The 20,443-nt window shown below is 69.2% G+C and carries 16 protein-coding genes; 6 read left to right on the top strand and 10 right to left on the bottom strand.

Annotation, left to right across the window (positions count from 1 at the left end; all coding sequences use genetic code 11):
- Positions 1-10 precede the first annotated feature (10 nt).
- Together ACREYQ_RS27580 and ACREYQ_RS27575 are read right to left on the bottom strand one after the other, a co-directional pair.
- Positions 11-652, bottom strand: a complete 642-nt coding sequence (locus tag ACREYQ_RS27580) for a response regulator (RefSeq protein ID WP_432261141.1) — start codon at positions 650-652, stop codon at positions 11-13.
- Between the two features lie 123 nt (positions 653-775).
- Positions 776-1,558 carry an MHYT domain-containing protein gene (locus ACREYQ_RS27575; protein ID WP_432261140.1) on the bottom strand — a complete coding sequence of 261 codons (783 nt, stop codon included), beginning with the start codon at positions 1,556-1,558 and terminating at the stop codon, positions 776-778.
- 269 nt (positions 1,559-1,827) lie between these two features.
- Between ACREYQ_RS27575 and ACREYQ_RS27570 the strand changes: the two genes are divergently transcribed.
- From ACREYQ_RS27570 to ACREYQ_RS27555, 4 genes are all read left to right on the top strand, one after another.
- Complete coding sequence (locus tag ACREYQ_RS27570; RefSeq protein ID WP_432261139.1) at positions 1,828-3,318, top strand: MATE family efflux transporter; 1,491 nt, start codon at positions 1,828-1,830, stop codon at positions 3,316-3,318.
- A 447-nt stretch (positions 3,319-3,765) separates the two neighbouring features.
- Positions 3,766-4,227 (top strand): tripartite tricarboxylate transporter TctB family protein, encoded by a 462-nt coding sequence (locus tag ACREYQ_RS27565; RefSeq protein WP_432261138.1) that lies wholly within the window; start codon positions 3,766-3,768, stop codon positions 4,225-4,227.
- Between the two features lie 12 nt (positions 4,228-4,239).
- A complete protein-coding gene (locus tag ACREYQ_RS27560; protein ID WP_432261137.1) occupies positions 4,240-5,742 on the top strand; it encodes a tripartite tricarboxylate transporter permease in 1,503 nt (500 codons plus the stop codon).
- Positions 5,743-5,918: 176 nt separating this feature from the next.
- Entirely contained in the window at positions 5,919-6,221 is a 303-nt protein-coding gene (locus tag ACREYQ_RS27555; RefSeq protein ID WP_432262675.1) for a transcriptional regulator, read from the top strand.
- A gap of 96 nt (positions 6,222-6,317) precedes the next feature.
- Here ACREYQ_RS27555 and ACREYQ_RS27550 read toward each other — a convergent pair whose 3' ends face one another.
- From ACREYQ_RS27550 to ACREYQ_RS27515, 8 genes are all read right to left on the bottom strand, one after another.
- A complete protein-coding gene (locus ACREYQ_RS27550; RefSeq protein ID WP_432261136.1) occupies positions 6,318-7,097 on the bottom strand; it encodes a DUF4397 domain-containing protein in 780 nt (259 codons plus the stop codon).
- 228 nt (positions 7,098-7,325) lie between these two features.
- Positions 7,326-8,354 carry a diguanylate cyclase gene (locus tag ACREYQ_RS27545; RefSeq protein WP_432261135.1) on the bottom strand — a complete coding sequence of 343 codons (1,029 nt, stop codon included), beginning with the start codon at positions 8,352-8,354 and terminating at the stop codon, positions 7,326-7,328.
- 54 nt (positions 8,355-8,408) lie between these two features.
- Complete coding sequence (locus ACREYQ_RS27540) at positions 8,409-9,428, bottom strand: chemotaxis response regulator protein-glutamate methylesterase (protein WP_432261134.1); 1,020 nt, start codon at positions 9,426-9,428, stop codon at positions 8,409-8,411.
- Positions 9,425-11,686, bottom strand: a complete 2,262-nt coding sequence (locus ACREYQ_RS27535; protein WP_432261133.1) for a hybrid sensor histidine kinase/response regulator — start codon at positions 11,684-11,686, stop codon at positions 9,425-9,427. The genes ACREYQ_RS27540 and ACREYQ_RS27535 overlap by 4 nt, the downstream gene beginning before the upstream one ends.
- Positions 11,683-12,399, bottom strand: coding sequence for a chemotaxis protein CheW (locus ACREYQ_RS27530; protein WP_432261132.1), 717 nt, complete (start codon positions 12,397-12,399; stop codon positions 11,683-11,685). Before ACREYQ_RS27530 ends, ACREYQ_RS27535 begins: the two co-directional genes overlap by 4 nt.
- Positions 12,392-13,666, bottom strand: a complete 1,275-nt coding sequence (locus tag ACREYQ_RS27525; RefSeq protein ID WP_432261131.1) for a CheR family methyltransferase — start codon at positions 13,664-13,666, stop codon at positions 12,392-12,394. Before ACREYQ_RS27525 ends, ACREYQ_RS27530 begins: the two co-directional genes overlap by 8 nt.
- The gene (locus ACREYQ_RS27520) at positions 13,663-14,139 is read right to left on the bottom strand and encodes a chemotaxis protein CheW (protein WP_432261130.1); all 477 of its coding nucleotides are present in this window, start codon (positions 14,137-14,139) and stop codon (positions 13,663-13,665) included. The genes ACREYQ_RS27525 and ACREYQ_RS27520 overlap by 4 nt, the downstream gene beginning before the upstream one ends.
- Before the next feature lie 31 nt (positions 14,140-14,170).
- Positions 14,171-15,787: a methyl-accepting chemotaxis protein gene (locus ACREYQ_RS27515; protein WP_432261129.1), complete on the bottom strand. Its 1,617-nt coding sequence runs from the start codon at positions 15,785-15,787 to the stop codon at positions 14,171-14,173.
- A 298-nt stretch (positions 15,788-16,085) separates the two neighbouring features.
- On the opposite strand from ACREYQ_RS27515, the gene ACREYQ_RS27510 reads away from it, so the two are divergent.
- Positions 16,086-17,414 (top strand): putative bifunctional diguanylate cyclase/phosphodiesterase, encoded by a 1,329-nt coding sequence (locus tag ACREYQ_RS27510; protein ID WP_432261128.1) that lies wholly within the window; start codon positions 16,086-16,088, stop codon positions 17,412-17,414.
- Positions 17,415-17,721: 307 nt separating this feature from the next.
- On the top strand, positions 17,722-20,391 hold the full coding sequence (locus tag ACREYQ_RS27505; protein ID WP_432261127.1) for a DUF6600 domain-containing protein: 2,670 nt from the start codon (positions 17,722-17,724) through the stop codon (positions 20,389-20,391).
- Positions 20,392-20,443: the final 52 nt, after the last annotated feature.

Below are 20,443 nucleotides of genomic sequence, written 5' to 3'. Positions count from 1 at the left end.
GCTGGACTGCTTACTGGGGCTTGCCGAGCAAGCCGCCGCGCCGTGCGATCAGCGTGGCCTGGGTCCGGTTGTGTGCGCCCAGTGTGGCGAGGATGGCGGACATATGCGCCTTGACCGTTTTTTCGGTCATCCCGAGCCGCACGGAGATGTCGTTGTTCCGCAGGCCGTCACAGACCAGCAACAGCACTTCGCGCTGCCTGCGCGTGAGCGCGCTCACGCGCGCCGCTTCATCGCCAGGGCCGGCCTGGGGCGGAACGCCCCGGTACCACGCCGGCACATAGCCTGCACCAGCCATCACCGAGGCCAGCGCCTCGAGCAGGGTAGGGATGTCGGCCGACTTATGCAGGAACCCATGGGCCCCGGCCGAAATTGCATGGCGTACATCGTCGGGGTCTTCCGAGGCGGACAAGACCAGGATGCGGATGCCCGGGCGGGCCTGGCGCAGCCTTTGCAACAGCGCGCTGCCGCTGATGTCGGGCAGGTAGTAGTCCATCATCACCGCACTGATATCGGCATGCAGCTGGAGCGAGGCAAGCGCCTCCTTGCCGCCCGGAGCGGCCAGTAGCCGTAACGCGGGCCGGGCTTGCGCGAGCGCCAGCTCCAGCCCTTGCCGGAACATCGTGTGATCATCAATCAGCAATACGGTTGACACCCGGGATCCTGGCCTCTGACCTGCTATTCGTTCAACTTGCACTCAGCGGCACATTATGATGCATGCGGCGCCTGGCGGCAGGGAGAGACGTCTTGCCGGTCAATGGGCGGCCGGGGCGCGCAACTACTGGCCGTTCGATTGCATCTCCGCGGCCTGGATGCCGGTGCGGGTAGCTTCCACCACCAGGATCACCATCAGCGTGATCAGCGTCAGGCCGAACACCGCGTAGCCGATGCTGTCGCCTTCGATGGCGAACAGGCCGGGCGCGTAGGTCAGGCTGATGCAGACCATCGTGCCCGCCGACATGCCGGTGTAGTGCATGCCGCAGACGGCAATGCCCATGACCACTGCCGCCGCCATCTGCTTGCCGCGGGTCTTCACCGTGGTGGCCAGCCACAACGCCACCACCGACACCACCACCGCGATCACCACCGACAGCCCGATGATGGCCAGGTCCCAGTCGTAGCGGGTGTTCGAGCGGATCGCCGCCATGCCGGTGTAGTGCATCGCCACCACGCCCAGCCCGGTCAGCACGCCGCCCTTGACCACGTTGTCGGTGCGGCTGCCGCGCGGGCGCGAGGCGACTGCCAGCCCTGCCCCGGCCAGCACCATCACGACCAGCAGCGAGGCCAGCGTCAGGAACAGGCCGAACTCGCGGTGGGTCGGGGTCTCATAGGCCACCATGCCAATGAAGTGCATCGACCAGACCGCGCCGCCGCCCAGCGCCACGCTGGCGCAGAGCAGCCGGTCCACGTCCAGGCGCCCGTCGGGCAGGCGCACCCGGCGCGACCAGCGCAGGCCCACGTAGGCGCCGCAGACTGAGATCAGGAACGACAGGCCCACCATCGGCCAGTCATAGGCAAACGGCACCAGGGCGCCGGAAACAGGCTGGAAACCGACAAACATGACCCCACCTCCTCGTTATGACTGCGACTGAAGGGAGCACGCGCACGCCGGAAAACGCGGGTAACCCCGTCCGGCAGCCGGCCTGGGACGCTGAGGTCCCGCGCCGAGTATGCGAGCCGCCGCAATCGCCAGGAAATAACTCATTCGGGTAAAAGTGGGCCGGATTCGGGCAAAGTGCGTCTTGCCGGCCCGGCCGGGAGTTGCCATGCGTGCTTGTAGGCACCCCGGGGCAGGAATAGACTGGGCGGATTTCCCATGCGCGACACCCCATGAAGCCAGACGCCAGACTGACCACCGGCCCGATCGGCCGGACCCTGCTGCTGTTCTCGTTGCCGGTGCTGGGCAGCAACATCCTGCAGTCGCTGAACGCCTCGATCAACTCGGTCTGGGTCGGCCGCTTCCTGGGCGAGGCCGCGCTGACGGCGACCTCCAACGCCAACATCATCCTGTTCTTCCTGCTGGGCGTGGTATTCGGCATCAGCATGGCCAATACCATCATGATCGGCCAGGCGGTCGGCGCGCGCGACCTGGACGAGGCGCGCCGCGTGGTCGGCACCAGCACCACCTTCTTCGTCGGGTTGTCGGTGCTGGCGTCGGCGCTGGGTTACTTCTACACGCCTGACATCCTGGCCGCGATGCACACGCCGGCAGACGCCGCGCCGCTGGCGGTGGCCTATCTGCGCATCATCTTCCTGGCGCTGCCGTTCATGTACTTCTACAACTTTGTGATGATGACGCTGCGCGGCGCCGGCGATTCGCGCACACCGTTCTGGTTCATGCTGTTGTCCGTGGTGCTGGACGTGGTGCTCAACCCGGTGCTGATCTTCGGCATCGGCCCGATCCCGCCGCTGGGGATCGCGGGCTCGGCGCTGGCCACGCTGATCGCGCAGCTGGCGAGCCTGGCGGCGATGATGGCGCTGCTGTACCGGCGCCGGCATTTCCTGCTGCTGCATCGCGGCCAGCTGGCGCTGCTGAGGCCAGCCCCGGCGATCCTGCGCGCGCTGGTGGTCAAGGGCCTGCCGATGGGGCTGCAGATGGTGGTGATCTCGTCGTCCGCCATCGTGATGATGGCCATGGTCAACGCCTACGGCTCGCAGACGACCGCGGCCTACGGCGTGGCTTCGCAGCTTTGGACCTATGTGCAGATGCCCGCGCTGGCGGTCGGCGCAAGCGTGTCGTCAATGGTGGCGCAGAACGTCGGCGCGGGGCTGTGGCAGCGTGTGTCGCGCATCACGCGCGTGGGGCTTCTGTTCAACGTAGCCATGACCGGCGCGCTGGTCGCGCTGATCTACGTGTTCAACCGGCATTCGCTCGGACTCTTCCTCGGCACCGACGGCGTGGCCATCGGCATCGCCCAGCATATCAATGTGGTGGTGCTGTGGTCGTTCATCCTGTTCGGCTTCACCATCGTCATTTTCGGCACGGTGCGCGCCACCGGCGCGGTGATGGCGCCACTGGTGATCCTGTTCCTGTCGATGTGGGTGATCCGGCTGCCGTTCGCGTGGGCGCTGGGCCCGCGCATCGGCGCCGAGGCAATCTGGTGGAGCTTCCCGCTGGGTTCGGTAGTTTCGCTGGCACTGGCGATCGGCTACTACCGCTTCGGCAACTGGCGCCGCAGCCACATCCTGCCCACGGCGCCGCACCCGGCGGCGGCCGTGGGGCAGGCGCCCGATACCAGCATGGGCACACCCTGCGAAGACGCGGGCGAGGTCGTCGAGGAGACGGCCGCGGCAACACCCGAGCCGGAAGCCGCGCGGTGACTTCAGCGGCCCGTCGTGGCGTTGGCGGCATTGAAAGCCATTCGAAAGATCGATGTGTCATCGTGCCGCCGCCGGCACTCCCTCCCAGCGCACGCGTGCCCTGACGGCCGGAGCAGGCGCGCGCGCGTCTTTCGGTTCGCGCCTTGACCTGATGCAAGCGCGCGGGCGGTCTTGTTCGCCTGACATCCCCGTCGATTTTCCTTCCGCTTCTTCACGTTGAAAACCATCGTGCCCTGACGTATTTGTCCGCGCACATGGGCCGGATTTGCCTTGTTTTCAGGGGCATCGGTGAATACCCCTAAACCAAGACAAATGAAAGGCACCTGAAAGTTCGCGTCTTTAAGGTTCGGGTCAACCGTCGGGGAGCATGCCTTGCGCATGTCTTGCGGCGCCCGAGCCAGTGCGCCCCCCCGGCACGGCATTTCGTGAACTTTGAGGAGAATCATTTTGCGCATACGCAGCCAAAAGGACTTTGCCTCCGGCCTGATGTTCGTTCTGGTCGGATTCGGCTTTTCCTGGGTCGCACGTGGCTATTCCATGGGAACAGCCGCAAAGATGGGGCCCGGATACTTCCCATTCCTGCTTGGAATGGTGCTGGCACTGCTTGGTGTGCTGGTGCTGATCGGTTCGTTGTCGTCCAAGGGCGAAGAAGACCATCTCGCGCGCTGGGACCTGAAGACCCTGCTCTGGATCCTGGGTTCCGTGGTGCTGTTCGGCCTGTTGCTCAAGCCGCTTGGCATGGTGTTGTCGGTGTTCGTGCTGGTGCTGGTGTCGTCGATGGCCAGCCACGAGTTCAGCTGGAAGGGCGCGCTGCTCAACGGCGTGGTGCTCGTGCTGATCAGCCTGGGTGCGTTCGTCTACGGCATCAACCTGCAGATGCCGGTATGGCCTGCATTCATCACCGGTTAAGGAGCAGCGAGAATGGAATTGCTTGATCACCTTGCGCTGGGATTCTCCACGGCGCTGTCGCTGCAAAACCTTGCCTACGCCTTCCTGGGGTGTGTGCTGGGCACCCTGATCGGCGTGCTGCCGGGCCTGGGGCCGCTGGCCACCATCGCCATGCTGCTGCCGGTGACTTACACGCTGCCGCCGGTGGCCGCGCTGATCATGCTGGCCGGTATCTACTACGGCGCCCAGTACGGCGGCTCGACTACCGCCATCCTGGTGAACCTGCCCGGTGAATCGTCGTCGGTGGTGACAACCATCGATGGCTACCAGATGGCGCGGCGAGGACGGGCGGGCGTGGCGCTGGCCACTGCCGGTCTCGGCTCGTTCTTCGCCGGCTGCGTGGCTACGCTGATCCTGGCTGCCTTTGCCACGCCGCTGTCGGAACTGGCGTTCAAGTTCGGCCCCGCCGAGTACTTCTCGCTGATGTGCCTGGGCCTGATCGGTGCGGTGGTGCTGGCCTCCGGCTCGCTGCCGAAGGCCGTGGCGATGATCGTGCTGGGCCTGCTGATGGGACTCATCGGCACCGACGTGAATTCGGGCGCCGCGCGCTTCTCGTTCGACGTGCCGGAACTGACCGACGGCATCGACTTCGTCGCGCTGGCCATGGGCATGTTCGGCTTCGCGGAGATCATCGCGAACCTGGAGCAGAAAGAAGCCCGCGAGACCTTCACCGATAGCGTGACGAACCTGTGGCCGACCAAGGAGGACTTCAAGCGCATGATCCCGGCCGTGCTGCGCGGCACGTTCCTGGGCTCGGCGCTGGGTATCCTGCCGGGCGGCGGCGCGGCGCTGGCTTCGTTCGCGGCCTACTCGCTGGAAAAGAAGACCTCGAAGTACTCGCATGAGTTCGGCAAGGGTGCGATCGAAGGCGTAGCGGGTCCGGAATCGGCCAACAACGCCGCGGCGCAGACCTCCTTCATCCCGCTGCTGACGCTGGGCATTCCGCCCAACGCGGTGATGGCGCTGATGGTGGGTGCGATGACCATCCACAACATCCAGCCCGGCCCGCAGGTGATGACCAGCAACCCGGCGCTGTTCTGGGGCCTGATCGCCTCGATGTGGATCGGCAACCTGATGCTGATCATCCTGAACCTGCCGATGATCGGCGTGTGGGTGAAGCTGCTGACCGTGCCGTACCGCTTCCTGTATCCGGCCATTCTTGTGTTCTGCGGCATTGGCGTGTACTCGGTCAACAACCAGACCTTCGACGTGTTCATGGCGGCCGGCTTCGGCATCATCGGCTACCTGTTCCTGAAGCTCAAGTGCGAACCGGCACCGCTGCTGCTGGGCTTCGTGCTGGGGCCGATGATGGAAGAAAACTTCCGCCGCTCGCTGTTGCTGTCGCGTGGTGACTTCACCGTGTTCGTGACGCGTCCGCTGTCGATGGGCCTGCTGATTGCAGCCGCGGCACTGGTGGCGGTGGTGGCTCTGCCTTCGATCAAGGCCAAGCGCGAAGAAGCGTTCCAGGAAGAATAGCGTCCGGACGCCCCGGAATTGCGCCGTCGGCAACGGCGCACACAATGCAAGCATTCGGGGTGCCTTTGTGCACCCCTTTTTTCTTCTTACAACCGAGAGTGCCCGACTGCGGCAGCAGTCATGGGCTGCGCATGATGATCACGATTCCCGCGCCATCGGGTGCGCCGACAGCGCCCATGAAACCGCGTGCCTTTGACCGGTTTTTCTCACGTGTCTATGTCCTCAAGCTCGTCCAGTCGAGCCCTTCCACCGTCCTGAGCCTCGTCGACCGGCTGCGCGAGCGCGGCATCGACAAGAATATCCGCTCGCTGCGGCCGATCTTGCGCAGCCTGATGATGGCGCGGGCCATCACGGCCGAGCTGGTCGAGGGCAGCGGCCGCGTGTATTGCATCACTGAGCAAGGGCGGGCGGAGCTGGAGGCCTATATGGCGCAGCTGGCGGTGCTGAAGGCGGACCTGGAGCCGGGGGACGAAGAGTAGGGGAAGGCCACTACCTCTCAGACAAAAAGGAGGCCGATCCTGTCGGACCGGCCTCCTGCAGGCTGCCCGCCTGCCACGGGCAGCCGCAAGTCCCTCTTACTGCGTCACCAGCTCAAGCCCGGCTTGGGACTCATCGTCGCCACGCGCCACCAGCACCTTGATCTTGTTCGGCGTAAGCCCGCCAATGCCATCCACCGGGATTGTGGTGATCAGCCAGTCGGCGTTGTTGGCGAGGGTCAGGGCACCCGAGTCGAAGATGACGGTCTTGGTCCCTGCCGTGGTGATACGCAGCCGATAGGTGCCGCCGTCCAGATTCAGCGAGTCCTGGCCCGATGCCGGCGAAGCCTGCTTGTAACCGACGGCGCCGAAGGTCGGTGCCACCGAGTTCAGGTCGATCGCAGGTATGGTCACATAGATGTCGACGTTCTGTGCATTGAACGAGGCATTCAGGGAGCGCACGCGAGCCTTGTTCGACAGCAGGCCCTTTTCAAACGGATCGTCGATCTGCAGCACGTCCGCCGCCGTCGCACCGGGCAGCGCCACCACCGTGTATTTGTGCCCGGTGTGCGTGTTCACCGTGGCTTTGCCGAGCTCGGTTGCCGTGCCGGCAACGTTGAACGAGAAGGCCTGGTTACCCTCGTCCACGTTGAAATACTTCGAGACAAACTTGTAGGGCTCGTTCAGCAGGCTCGTCTTGACGCCGTTCTGCAGCACATCCACGTTGGGCCCCCCGGTAATGGCATGAATCACCCGGACGGTCGGCTCGCTGACGCCGATGCGGGCGCCGATGCTGTCGTCTCCGCCGCCGCATGCCGACACGACGGTGGCAGCGGCCAGCGCCAGGCCGAGGATAAGACTGGTCTTGGATCGGAACATGTGTCACCTCCGTTCGTTGCTCGATGGACTTGCCGGCGCGCGTGCGCGCACTGCGCGGCACGCTTGCGAGAGCGGCAAATGCGCTCGCTGTGATGCAACGATAGGTAGTAACGCCGGACGGAGGCAGGTGCCCGCCTCCGAATCCGATGTCGGACGATTCCGACAGAGGTGAGGTGTGCGAGGGCAGGCGCGGCGGGCGCCGCGCCTGCCATGGAATGCGGGTTAGGGCTACGCCATCACCACCTGATTGCGGCCGTTGCGCTTGGCCTGGTAGAGGCCGGCATCGGCCACTTCCACCAGCAGGGTCGAGGGCTCGGCGGGCTGGGGCACCAGCACGGCGCCGCCGATGCTGACCGTGACGCAGTCGGCGGTGGGCGAGCCGCTGTGCGCGATGGCCAGCGCCTGCACGGCACGCCGCACTTTCTCGGCCAGCAGGCGCACGCCGCCTGGCGAGGTCAGGGGCAGCACCATGGCGAATTCCTCGCCGCCAAAGCGCGCGGGCAGGTCGGCGGCGCGCGTGCAATTTTCGCGAATCACCGAGGCCACGCGGCGCAGCACCTCGTCACCGGCGACGTGGCCGTAGGTGTCGTTGTAGGCCTTGAACGCGTCGACATCGATCATCAGCAGCGCCAGCTGGGTTTGCTCGCGCAGCGCGCGGCGCCATTCCGCGCCGAGGTATTCATCGAAATAGCGCCGGTTGGACAAGCCGGTCAGGCCATCCGAATTGGTCAGGCGCTGCAGCTCCAGGTTGGTTTCGAGCAGTTGCTGCTGGCTTTGGCGCAGCGCGCGGTAGGCCTCGTCGCGTTGCAGCTGGTTCAGGTACGAGCGCGAGTGGTAGCGGATGCGCGCAATCAGCTCGATGCTGTCGGGCAGCTTGACCAGATAGTCGTTGGCGCCGGCGGCAAACGCCGCGCCCTTGGTCGCGGCATCTTCCTTGGTCGACAGCACGATGATCGGGATATCGCGCGTGGCGGGGTTGTCGCGATAGCGCTGCACCAGCGTCAGGCCGTCCACGCCCGGCATCACCAGGTCCTGCAGGATCACGGTGGGCTTGGTGCGCTGCGCCACCGCCACCGCCTCGTCGGGCTGCGAGCAGTAGTGGAAGTCGATATCGGGCTCGGTGGAGAGCGCGCGCCGCACGGCTTCGCCGACCATGGCCTGGTCGTCTACAAGCAGCACCATGGCAAGGTAGTCTTGCCTGTCGGGCGCCGGAACTCGGGCAGGTGCTGCGGGTCGGTTGGGTGATTCGGGTTGCATGTTCAGTCTATGGGTGTCACGGTGCCGATGCCGGCCGGGACGTATTGCATTGGGTCAGAGCAGCAAGGCGCCGCCGCATGCCTGCACCAGCCGTGGGGCGATGCGTGGCAGCGGCAGGATCTCCGCGGCCGCGCCCATGGCAGCGGCGGCCTTGGGCATGCCGTACACGGCGCTGGTGGCGCGGTCCTGGGCGATGGTCAGGAAGCCGCGGTCGCGCATCGCCTTCAGGCCCAGCGCGCCGTCGCGGCCCATGCCGGTGAGCAGCACGCCGATCACGTCGCCGCGCCAGTGTTCCACCACGCTTTCGAAGAACACGTCGATGGAGGGGCGGTACAGGTAGTCGCAGGGCTGCTCGGTGTAGGCCATGCGCGTGGGGCTGGCCAGGTGCAGGTGGTCGTTGGTGCCCGCCAGCAGGACGGTGCCGGGCCTGGGTGCGTCGCCGGCGCGGGCAATGCGCACCGGCAGCGCGCACTGTCCGTCGAGCCACTCGGCCATGCCGGAGGCAAAGGCCTCGTCCACATGCTGCACGGCGACGACCGCGGCGCCGAAGTCCGCCGGCAGCGCGCCCAGCAGGGTGGCCAGCGCGGCCGGGCCGCCGGCGGAAGCGCCGAGCGCCACCAGCCGGGCTGCGGCGACGGCGCGCGGGGGCGCCGTGAGCGTGTGCCGGGTGGGCACCCGGCCGGCCAGCAGGCGGCCGATATTGCGCAGCTTGCGCAGCAGCGGCCCGGCGGCAAGCTGCGCGTCGGGTTCGGCCAGCGTGGGGGTGTCGACCGCGTCGATGGCGCCATGGCCCATGGCGTCGAAGACCTGCGCGGCATTGCGGCCCAGGTCTGTGGTCACCACCACGATCGCGCAGGGCGTGGCGGCCATGATCCGGCGCGTGGCCTCGACCCCGTCCAAGACCGGCATCAGCAGGTCCATCAGGATCAGGTCCGGGGTCTGGCGCGCGGCCATCTGCACTGCCTGTTCGCCGTCGCCGGCGACCCATGCGATCTCGAACGACGGATCCAGCGCAAGCGCGCGGCGCAGTGCCGCTACCGCAAGCGGCGAATCGTTGACGATGCCGATTTTCATGGGCGTGCCTCGCCGATCAGGTCCTGGACCGCGTCGAGCAACGCGGCGTCGTGGAAACTGCCCTTGGCCAGATAATAATCCGCGCCGGCCTCCAGGCCGCGCTGGCGGTCCTGTTCGCGGTCCTTGTACGACACCACCATCACCGGCAGCTGCCGCAGCGCGGCGTCCTGCCGGATCCTGCGCACCAGCTCGATCCCGTCCATGCGCGGCATGTCGATGTCGGTGATGACCAGGTCGAATGGCTCGGCGCGCAGCATGTTCCAGCCGTCCATGCCGTCGACCGCCACCGCCACATCATAGCCGCGCCCGGCCAGCAGCTTGCGCTGCAGCTCGCGCACGGTGAGCGAGTCGTCCACCACCAGCACGCGGCGCGCGCGCACCTGCATGCTGGCCGCGGCAGCCTGGCGCACGCCTTCGATGCGGCCTTCGGACACCAGCTTTTCCACCGAGCGGATGACGTCCTCGACATCGAAGATCAGCACCGGGGTGCCGTCGTCGGTGAGGCTGCCGGCGGCGATGTCGCGGACCTTGCCCAGCGCCGCGGGCAGCGGCTGCACCACCAGCAGGCGCTCGCCCAGCATGCGGTCGACGGCAAGGCCATAGACGCGCTCGCCCTCGCCGACGACCACCACCGGCACTTGCTCGCGCTCCTTGGCGGTGTCAGCCTCGGGGCGTTGCAGGACCTGGGCCGCGCTGACCAGCCCGATGGCGCGCCCTTCATGGCGGAAATGCTGGTGGCCCTCGGTCTGCTCGATCTCGCTGCGCGCCACCGAGGTCGCGCGCAGCACGCGGCCCAGCGCAAAGGCGTAGGCTTCGCCGGCAATTTCCACCAGCAGCGTGCGCACCACCGACAAGGTCAGCGGCAGCTCCAGGCGGAAGTGCAGGCCCTGGCCCGGCTGCTGCGTCAGGCGCAGGCTGCCGCGCACGCGGCGCACCATCTCCTGCACCGCATCGAGGCCCACGCCGCGGCCGGAGACTTCGGAGACAGTGTCGCGCATGCTGAAGCCCGGCAGCAGCAGGAAGTCGAGCAACTCACCCTGCGACAGCCGCGCCGCGGTATCTTCCGAGGCCAGCCGCCGCCGCACGATGGCGCGCCGCAGCCCTTCCAGATCGACGCCCGCGCCGTCGTCGGAGATCTCGATCAGCAGCTTGCCTGCCTTGTGGCGCGCCTGCAGCATGATGCGGCCCTGCGCCGGCTTGCCCTGCGCCAGGCGCACCTCGGGCGGTTCGATGCCGTGGTCGACCGCGTTGCGCAGCAGGTGCGCCAGCGGCGCGTCCAGGGCTTCCAGGATGTCGCGGTCCACCAGCGTGCCGGCGCCGGCCAGTTCCAGGTGCACTGGCTTGCCCAGGGCGCGGCCGAGGTCGCGCACCATGCGCGCGTAGCCGGTCAGCCCGTCGGACAGCGGACGCATGCGCGAGGCCAGCGCGTTGTCATAGAGCCGGCGCGCCAGCCGCGTGGCGCGATGGTCGTACTGGTCGAATTCCTCCAGCCGCGCGGCCAGCTGCTGCTGGCCATCGTCCAGCAACTGGCGCAGCTCGGCCAGCGCGGCCTGTGCCGCACCGGCGCCGTTGCCGTCCAGCGCATCGTGCAGGGCCTGCTGCAGCGTGTCGGTGGCGCGCAGCGCGCGTGCCTGCTGCCGCCGCGCCTGCTGCAGTGACTTGCCGAAAGGGCGCAGCCAGTGCGATTCGACCATGGCCTCGCCTGACAGCGCCAGCAGCTGGTCGAGCACATCTGCATTGACGCGCAGCATGCGCTCGTGGGTCTCTTCGGCCTGCACGGCGGGCTCGGCGTCCGGCACCGGGGCTGGTGCTGGCGCGGACCGGGGCGCCGCGAGTGCCTCGGCGGGCGTTGCGCCACCGTCGGGCGAACCCAGCCGCTGAACTACCGCATCGATCTGGGCGCGGCCCGCGTGGTCGGCCCAGCCCGGGTCGCCGCCCGGCGGATGGCCGATGCGCAGCAGCAGGTCGGTGCCCTGCAGCAGCGCATCGATATGCGCGGCGGTCAGCGCCATGCCGCCCTGGGCGGCGACCAGGCAGTCTTCCATGGCATGCGCCACCCGCACGCCGCCATCGAGCCCGACGATGCGCGCTGCGCCCTTGAGCGAGTGGGCCGCGCGCATGCACGCCTCCAGCTGCTCGGGCGCGCCCGGGTTGCGCTCCAGCGCCAGCAGCCCGGCATTGAGGATTTCGACCTGGGAATCGGCTTCGAGCGCGAACAGCTCGAGCAGCGAGGCGTCGCGCAATTGCTCGGGATTCATGCCAGGCTCCGTGCCAGGGCCTGGCGCACCTGCGTGGCGTCGAGCAGCCCGACGCTGCGGCCCTGGTCGAGAAACAGCGCCTGCGTATAGCGCGCCGAGGCACGCGCCAGCGTGGCGGGCAGCGGCAGCAGCGCGGCCCCGGGCACGCGGGCGATGCCGGCCACTTCGGCCACCGGCAGCGCGATCGCGGCGCGGCCCTGGCCGAGGATCAGGAAGCGGCTGCCGCTGGCATCGCCGTCGCCGTGGGCCGCGTCGACCTCGAACAGCCGTGCCAGCGACAGGCAGGCCAGCAGGTTGCCGCGCACCGCGGCCAGCCCCAGCACCGCGGCATCGCGCCGGTGCGGCAGCGAATGGACCGGGCAGGGCGCGGTGACCTCGCCCAGCGCGGCGGTCGGCAGCGCCAGCCATTCATCGCCGATGCGGAACACCAGGCAGGCCAGCGCGGTGCCACGTTGCGCGGCTGTGCCCTCGTCCTTGTCGCCGCCGCCGAGGCTGGCCGCCTCCGGCAGCGCCTGCTCCAGCTGTCGGGCGTCCAGCAGCATGGCGGCGGCCTGGGCGTAGGCCGGGCAGTTGCGGCAGTGGGCATGCTCGGCCAGCGCCGGGCAGGTGCCGTCGCCGCGCACGCCGATGCGCCGCCAGCAGTCGTCGATGCCATCTGCGCGCGCCAGGGTGGCCGCAGGGGTGGCTGAAAGGGGGACCTGGATTTCAGCCATGGTGCTTGCGGGTGTGGCGCTGCGCGCGCTGGCGCAGGCGCGTGGCGCCGTCATGGTCGCCTTCGGTATCGAGCAGCGCTGCCAGGTGATACAGGCTCTCCTGGTGCGCGGGATCCAGGTACAGTGCCTTGCGGTAGGCGGCATGCGCCTGCGCGGCGCGGCCGGCGGCGTCGTGCAGCACGCCGAGCAGGCCATAAGCATCGGCGGCGGCATCCGGCGCGGCACGGTCGAGCAGCGCCAGGCACGCGGCGGTGGCCGCCTCCAGGTCGCCGCGGTCGGCCATGGCCGCGATGCCGGCCAGCGACCCGCGGCGCGCATCGGCCGCAGCCGCGCGTGCCGCTGCCACCGGCACGCGCGCGGCGGCAGGGTGCATCGAGGCCGGCGGCATGGGCAACCGCGGCGGCGCTGCCATGCGGGGCGGCTGCGTGGTGTGCGCAGGGGGGCGGGCCGGGGCGCTTGCTCGCGGTGCGGCGGGGGCCGGCTTGCGAAAGGCAAAGCTCAGCGGCACGCCGACCGGCTCCAGCCCCTGCGCGCTCAGCATGCTGGCCTCGGCAGGCCCGACGAAGAGCAGGCCGTCGGCCATGGTCAGGCGCGCCAGCGTCTGCACGGCTTGCCGTTGCCCGGGCGCGTCGAAGTAGATCAGCAGATTGCGGCAGAACACAAAGTCATAAGGCGGCTCGCCCGCCAGCAGGCCGGGCTCGACCAGGTTGCCCTGCAGCAGCCGCACTTGCGCGCGCACGCGCGCATCCAGCGCGTAGCCGGTGGGCGTGGCGGTGAAATAGCGGCCGCGGAAATCGAGCGGCGCGCTGCGGAAGGCATTGGCGCCGTACTCGCCCTGGCGCGCGCGGGCCAGCGCGCGGGCACTGATGTCCACCGCGTCGATATAGAAGCGCCCGGGCGGCACGCCGGCATCGAGCAGTGCCATGGCGATCGAATAAGGCTCTTCGCCGGTGGAGCAGGGCAGGCTCAGCAGGCGCAGGGTGCGCCGGCTGTCGGCAAAGGCACGCTCGGCGGCAAAGCGGCCCAGCGCCAGCAAGGCTTCTCGATGCCGGAAGAACCAGGTCTCCGGCACCACCACGGCCTCGATCAGCGCCTGGAATTCATCGGCGGTGCCTTGCAGCAGGTCCCAGTACGCCTGGGTGTCGGGCGCCTGCCGTGCCTGCTGGCGTTCGCGCACGGCGCGCGCCACGGCGCCGGCGCCGATGGCGCCGGCGTCCAGGCCGATGCGCGCCTTCAGCAAGGCCTCGATGTGCTCGGCCGTGCTCAAGGCGCGGCCTCCCCGGCGGTGTCGGCGAACAGCATGGCATGGACGTCGTCCGGCAGCAGGGACTCGACCCGGACCCATTGCACCAGGCCGCGCGCGTCGTTGCGCACCGGTCCCAGGTAGCGCGGGCTGGCGCCGGCGATGCCGCCGTCGACGAATGACTCCGCCGGGCAGCGCAGCGTCTGCGTGGCGGATTCCAGGCGCAGTCCGAGCAGCCGGCCAGGCTCGCCGCCATGGCGGCGGTAATGGACCAGCACTGTGCGCGTGCTGGTGCGCAACGCCGCCGGCACGCCGGTGGCCAGTGCGGGCAGGTCGATCACCGGCACCGGCTGGCCGCGCCGTTCCATCAGGCCCGCCACCCACGCCGGCGCGCCGGGAATCTGCTTCAGGCGCGTGAGCGGCAGCACCTCGGCCACCTCGGCGGCATCGAGCGCGTAGTGGTCGGCGCCGAGGCGGAACAGCAGGAAGAGTTTCATGGCGGCGGTGCGCGGATCCTGGCGGCGGGGCCTAGACCTTGAAGCGCGACACGCCGCTGCGCAGGTCGTTGGCGACCAGCGTCAGCTCGTCGATCGCCTGGCCCGACTGGCGCAGCGACTCCACCGTCTGCTGCGCGGCCTCGGACAGCTGCATCAGCGCCTGGTTGATCTGCTCGGCGCCGCCGGCCTGGGCCTGCATGCCTTCATTGACCATCAGCACGCGCGGCGCCAGCGACTGCACCTGGGCGATGATCTGCGACAGCTGGTCGCCCACCTGCGTGACGTCGGACATGCCGCGGCGCACTTCCTCCGAGAACTTGTCCATGCCCATCACGCCGGCCGACACCGCCGACTGGATCTCGCGCACCATTTGCTCGATGTCGTAGGTGGCCACCGCGGTCTGGTCGGCCAGGCGCCGGATCTCGGTTGCCACCACGGCGAAGCCGCGGCCGTACTCGCCGGCCTTCTCGGCCTCGATCGCGGCGTTCAGCGACAGCAGGTTGGTCTGGTCGGCGACCTTGGCAATGGTGGTCACCACCTGGTTGATATTGCCGGCCTTCTCGTTGAGCGTGGCCAGCTTGGCGTTGACCGAGCCGGCGGCACCCATCACATGCTGCATGGTGCCTTCCATGCGCGACAGGCCCGCCTGGCCGGTGCCGGCCAGCCCGGCGGCCTGCTCGGCCGCGCTGGAGACTTCATGGATGGTGCGCACCAGGTCGCGCGCGGTGGCCGAGATCTCGCGCGAGGTCGCGCCGATCTGGGTGGTGGTGGCCGCGGTCTCGGTGGCCGTGGCCTGCTGCTGGCGTGCCGTGGCCGCGATCTCGTTGACCGAGGTGGTGACCTGGATCGCGGTGCGCTGCGCCTGGCCCACCAGCGAGGTCAGCTCGCCAGTCATCTGGTTGAAGCCGTCCTCCACTTCATGGAATTCGTCCTTGCGGTGCAGTGCCATGCGCAGGCGCAGGTCGCCGCCGCGGATGCCGGACAGCAGGTTGACGATCGACCGCATCGGCACCGTGATGGCGCGCAGCAGCAGGTAGCCGCAGACCACGGCGACCACCAGGGCCACGACCAGCGCCGCTTCGATGCCGATCTTGGCCGCGCTGACGGCGTGTTCGATGCCGCGCGCCGCCCGCGCATTGACGGCGCTGTTGTCGTCCACCAGGTGCTGGGCCGCCTTGCGCGCCTCGACCCAGCGGTCATGGGCTTCGCCGCGCAGCGCTGCCGTGGCGGCGGCGCCGTTCCACTCGCCCTGGCGGGTCAGGATCTGGGCGGCCTGTTCATAGTGGGCGCGCACGTCGCGATAGCCGTTGAAGGCGAGGCGGTCCTCGTCGCGCGTGATCGAGGTCTGGTACTGCTGCTCGAGCTTGTCGAGGCGGCCCGCGGCCTCCTGGCTTTGCTGCTGGAAGCTGCGGCGCTCGGCGTCGTTGGCGGCATTGATGGTCTGCCATGCCAGCACGTAGCGCTCGCCCCAGACGCCGCGGATGCCGGTGCTGTAGTTCAGCCCGGGCAGCGCGTCCTGCAGCATCAGCGTGGTTTCGCGGTCAATCGCGGTGAGGCGGGTATAGGCGACCACGCCCATCAGTGCCATGACAAGCAGGATCAGCGAAAAGCTTGCCAGGATGCGCGTGCGGATGGTCCATTCGTTCACGGTGAGGTCCCGGTGATGTTCTTGTTCAGGAGCGGCCGTTCCCCCGCACGGCCGCCTCCTGGGCGCCGCCCCGGGGGGCAGTGAAGGGCGCCAGGGCGGCAGGGGCGGCCAGATGCGCGGTAGGGTACTGTAAGCTGCTAGCCGATACAACGCGCAATGCGACACCAGGATGACCGGCGTTGCGCCGGCGCCTAGGGGTTTTGGACAATACCGGAACTGCTTGATTTTTTCCAAGTTTTCGTCACACTTGCTAAATTGCTAGCGGGTAACAATGTCGACAATTACAGGTGGGGCAGGGATGGTGGCCAAGTCGGGGGCGAAGTCGGCTGGCGCCGCGCCAGGCTCGGATCTCGATCCGCTGACCGGCGTTGACAATCGCCAGGGGTTTCTGAAGCGGCTGGAGGCACGCCTGCAAAGCGCGGCGGTGCCCCGCTTTGCTTTGCTGCTGATCGGCATTGACGATTTCCGCGCCTTCAACGACATGCATGGCCATGCCGAGGGCGACATCATCCTGCAGCGCGTGGCCCGCCGCCTGCGCGACGCCTCGCCGCGCGACGCCGTCATCGGCCGCATCGGCAGCGACGAATTCGGCGTGCTGCTGCCTTCCATTGCCGACCCCACGCTGGTGCGCCATGTCAGCGCGGCCATCCTGTCGATGCTGTCCTCCCCGCATGAGCACGCCGGACGCCGCCATCATGTGCTGGCCAGCATCGGCGCCTGCGTGACGCCAGCCGCCGGCGAGCTGGGCTCCGACGTGCTGGCCGCCGCCAGCCTGGCGCTGGCTCGTGCCAAGCACGACGGCGGCCGCACCATCCGCTTCTTCAAGCCGCAGATGCGCTCGGACGTGACCACGCGGCTGTCACTGGTGCAGGCCCTGCACGAAGCCTATGCCCAGCGCCAGTTCGAGCTGCTGTACCAGCCCCAGATCGACCTGCGCGACGGCCGCGTCCACGGCGCCGAGGCGCTGATGCGCTGGCGCCATCCGACCCGCGGCCTGCTGCCGCCCGCGGCCTTTATCGAGGCCCTGGCCGGCAGCAGCATCGCCAGCGATGTCGGCATGTGGCTGCTGCAGACGGCCTGTGCGCAGGCGCGCGCGTGGTCGCTGGCATTTGCGCGGCCGCCGCGCGTGGCCATCAACCTGTTCGCGGCCCAGCTTGCCGAAAGCCGCCTGCTGACCGAGGTGCGCCACGTCCTGCGCGCCCTGGAGCTGGCGCCCGACTGCCTGGAGATCGAGATCACCGAGACCATCGCGCTGCAGCAGGGCGACGAGGTCGCGGACCAGCTGCAGGCGCTGCGCCGCGACGGCGTGACGCTGACCTGCGATGACTTCGGCACGGGCTATGCCTCGCTCAGCTTCTTGAAGTCGTTCCCGGTGGACCGGCTCAAGATCGACCAGTCCTTTATCCGCAACGTGACCGAAGACCCGGTCGACGCGGCCATCGTGCGCTCGGTGATCAGCGTGGGTGCCAGCCTGCACATCGGCGTGGTGGCCGAAGGCGTGGAAACCGCCGAGCAGCGCGACTTCCTCCTCAACAACGGCTGCCATGAGGCGCAGGGCTACCTGTACGGCCGGCCGATGCCGGCCGAGCGCCTGACTGAAATGCTGCGCCAGCAGTCCGGCGGCTGAGCCGCCGCTGCGCCGCACGTTCTCCGCCAGCGGCTGCGCCCGGTATCCAAAGTTGTTTCCGCCTTTGACGGCGACCCGGCCGGCGCGCAGTGGCCGCTGATCCGCCGCCCGCCCGCAGCCTGCCTGGCAACCCCGGCCGGCCTGCATGGCGGTGCCGCAGGGCGAAATACGTGCTTACAAAGTCTGCGGCGCCGGGCGTGCTGCGGCGGCCGGGGCCATGTATGGTGACATTAGGGTAGCCGCTGACATCGGCAAGCTATCCCGAAGCGTTATGCGTGTTATGCGCTGTGTCCCGATCCTGACTGCCATGTTCGCTCCCTCCCAATCTGCCGGCCCCGCTCGTGGCCTGCCCCGCGCCCGGCTGGCGCTGACGGCACTGGCCGCTGCCGCGGGCCTCGCTGTGGCGGCTGCTGCACTGGCCCAGGTTCCCGCCGGCCCCCCCGGCAATGCTTATCTTGATGCGCCGGCGGCTGACGGCCAGTACCAGCAGGCCGATCCTTCCTCGCGCATCGCCACGCTGACCGCTGTCGACGGCAACCTCAGCTTTGCGCCCGCGGGTTCGGATGCGTGGGCCGCGACGGGCCTGAACCGGCCGGTGACCACCGGCGACCGGCTCTGGCTGGACCAGGGCGGCCGCGCCGAGCTGCATGCCGGCACGGTCGCGATGCGGCTGGGGGGCGCCACCGCCGCCAGCATCCTGAACCTGGACGACAGCGCCACGCAGGTCAAGCTGACCCAGGGCACGATGCAGCTGCGCGTGCGCGCGCTGCCGCCGGGCCAGACGGTCGAGGTCGACACCCCCAACCTGGCTTTCGTGCCGCGCGAGCCGGGCGACTACCGGCTGGACGTCGCGCCCGACGGCAGCACCACCACCGTGACCATGCGCCATGGCAGCGCGGTGGTCTACGGAGACAGCCGCTCGGTCGAACTGCGGCGCGGCGACCGCATGCGCTTTGCCGGCACCGACCTGGCCGACGCCGGCGGCGGGGGCGCGCCGGTAGACGCTTTCGACCGCTGGACCGCGGCGCGTGATGCGCGCGAAGACACCTCCCCGTCGGCCCGCTATGTGCCGCGCGAGATGCCGGGCTATGCCGCGCTGGATGGCTACGGCGACTGGCAGGAAGACCCCGGCTACGGCGCGGTCTGGTTCCCGCGCGTGGTCAGCGCCGGCTGGGCGCCTTACAGCGCCGGGCACTGGGCCTGGATCGCGCCGTGGGGCTGGACCTGGATCGATGACGCGCCATGGGGCTTTGCGCCTTCGCACTACGGCCGCTGGGCCTATGTGGGATCGCGTTGGGGCTGGGTGCCCGGGCCGTACGTGCACCCGTGCTACGCCCCCGCGGTGGTTGCCTTTGTCGGCGCCGGCGGCCCGGACTGGAATGTGCGCGTGGGCGGCGGCCCGGGCGTGGCCTGGTATCCGCTGGGGCCGCGCGACGCGTACCGTCCGGTCTACCGCGCCAGCCCGACCTATGTCGCCAGCATCAACCGGGTTACCGTCAATAACTTCGTGATGGGTGACCGCCGGCCACCGCCGTACGCCAACCGCAATGTGCCAGGCGCCATCACGGGGATGCCGGCACGCAATTTTGTCGAAGGCCGGCCCGCGCGCGGCATGCATCGCGACGAATGGCGCAACCTGCCGGCCGGCGAAGCCCGGGGTGCACCCCCGGTGGCGCCGGTCAAGGCGAGCCTGGTCGGCGCAGCCCCGATGCGGCCGCTGCCGCCGCAGGCCCGCCAGGGTTTCGAGCGCCAGGCCATCGCCGCCCGCCCGCCGGGCCGTCCTGCCACGGACGACCTGGCCCGCCGTTTTGCGCGGGAGGGTGGGGTCGTGCCGGGCGCGGGCCCTGCGTGGCGTGGCGGCAATGAACACAGGCCCGGACGCGACGCGCGGCCGGCACCCGATGTGCGCATGAGCCAGGCGGCCATCGCGGCGCATGACCAGGCCCCGCAGCAGCCCCGCGCCGGCCGCGGGAATGCCGATGGCAACGGGCGCGCGGATCGCAACTACTCAAGCGCCCCGGGCGAGCCGTGGCGCGGCAATGGCCGCGGTCAGAGCACCCGGCCGGACGAGGCGCGCGGCTTTGTTGGCCTACCCGCCCAACCCGGTCAGCCAGGCGGCCCGGCCGACGCCCAACGGCAGTCACAGGCCATGCAGCGCGACCAGCAGCAGGCGCTGCAGCGCCAGCAGATGGAACAGCAGCGCGCACTGCGCGAGCAGCCGCAGCAGGGGCCGGCGCTGCAGCGGCAGCAGCAGGAAGCCCAGCAACGCGAAGCGCTGCAGCGTCCTGACCCGGGCCGGCAGTCGCAGGAGATGCAGCGCCAGCGCTTCGACCAGCAGCGGCAGATGCAGGAGGCTCAGCAGCGCCAGGCCGAGGCCCAACAGCGGCAGTCCGCCGACCAGCAGCGCCAGCAGGTGGATCACCAGCGCCAGATGGCCGACCAGCAACTGCAGGGCCAGGAGATGCAGCGCCAGCGCTTCGAGCAGCAGCGGCAGATGCAGGAGGCCCAGCAGCGCCAGGCCGAGGCGCAGCAGCGGCAGTCCGCCGACCAGCAGCGCCAGCAGGTGGAGCGCCAGCGCCAGATGGACGAGCAGCAGCGGCAGGGCCAGGAGATGCAGCGCCAGCGCATGGAGCAACAGCGGCAAATGCAGGAAGCCCAGCAGCGCCAGGCCGAAGCAGCCCAGCGCCAGCAGATGGCACAGCAGCGGCAGATGCAGGAGCAGCAACGGCAGATGCAGGAGCAGCAACGGCAGCAGTCCATGCAGCGCCAGCAGGCGGAACAGCAGCAGCGCGCCGCGCAGGAACAGCAACGCGCGATGCAGGAGCAGCAGCGCCACCAGCAGGACCAGCAACGGCAGATGCAGGAGCAGCAGCGTCACCAGCAGGACCAGCAGCGCCAGCAGCAACAGCAACGCGCGCAGCATGACCGTGGCCAGCTGGAGGCGCGCCAGGCACGGGACAGCGATCGCCGGCAGTAGCCGCGGCGGTACCGCAATCATGCAAAACCCCGGCAGGCCTCGCGGCCTGCCG

Source organism: Cupriavidus sp. TMH.W2, from assembly GCF_050847365.1.
GTDB lineage: Bacteria > Pseudomonadota > Gammaproteobacteria > Burkholderiales > Burkholderiaceae > Cupriavidus.
The sequence above is the reverse complement of the archived record's forward strand: the minus strand, read 5'-3'. Positions and strand labels throughout refer to the sequence as shown.

Coding starts and splice junctions, on each gene's coding strand:
- ACREYQ_RS27575 (WP_432261140.1), bottom strand. CDS start 1,558: ATGTTTGTCGGTTTCCAGCCTGTTTCCGGCGCCCTGGTGCCGTTTGCC.
- ACREYQ_RS27570 (WP_432261139.1), top strand. CDS start 1,828: ATGAAGCCAGACGCCAGACTGACCACCGGCCCGATCGGCCGGACCCTG.
- ACREYQ_RS27560 (WP_432261137.1), top strand. CDS start 4,240: ATGGAATTGCTTGATCACCTTGCGCTGGGATTCTCCACGGCGCTGTCG.
- ACREYQ_RS27555 (WP_432262675.1), top strand. CDS start 5,919: ATGAAACCGCGTGCCTTTGACCGGTTTTTCTCACGTGTCTATGTCCTC.
- ACREYQ_RS27550 (WP_432261136.1), bottom strand. CDS start 7,097: ATGTTCCGATCCAAGACCAGTCTTATCCTCGGCCTGGCGCTGGCCGCT.
- ACREYQ_RS27545 (WP_432261135.1), bottom strand. CDS start 8,354: ATGCAACCCGAATCACCCAACCGACCCGCAGCACCTGCCCGAGTTCCG.
- ACREYQ_RS27540 (WP_432261134.1), bottom strand. CDS start 9,428: ATGAAAATCGGCATCGTCAACGATTCGCCGCTTGCGGTAGCGGCACTG.
- ACREYQ_RS27535 (WP_432261133.1), bottom strand. CDS start 11,686: ATGAATCCCGAGCAATTGCGCGACGCCTCGCTGCTCGAGCTGTTCGCG.
- ACREYQ_RS27530 (WP_432261132.1), bottom strand. CDS start 12,399: ATGGCTGAAATCCAGGTCCCCCTTTCAGCCACCCCTGCGGCCACCCTG.
- ACREYQ_RS27520 (WP_432261130.1), bottom strand. CDS start 14,139: ATGAAACTCTTCCTGCTGTTCCGCCTCGGCGCCGACCACTACGCGCTC.
- ACREYQ_RS27510 (WP_432261128.1), top strand. CDS start 16,086: ATGGTGGCCAAGTCGGGGGCGAAGTCGGCTGGCGCCGCGCCAGGCTCG.
- ACREYQ_RS27505 (WP_432261127.1), top strand. CDS start 17,722: ATGTTCGCTCCCTCCCAATCTGCCGGCCCCGCTCGTGGCCTGCCCCGC.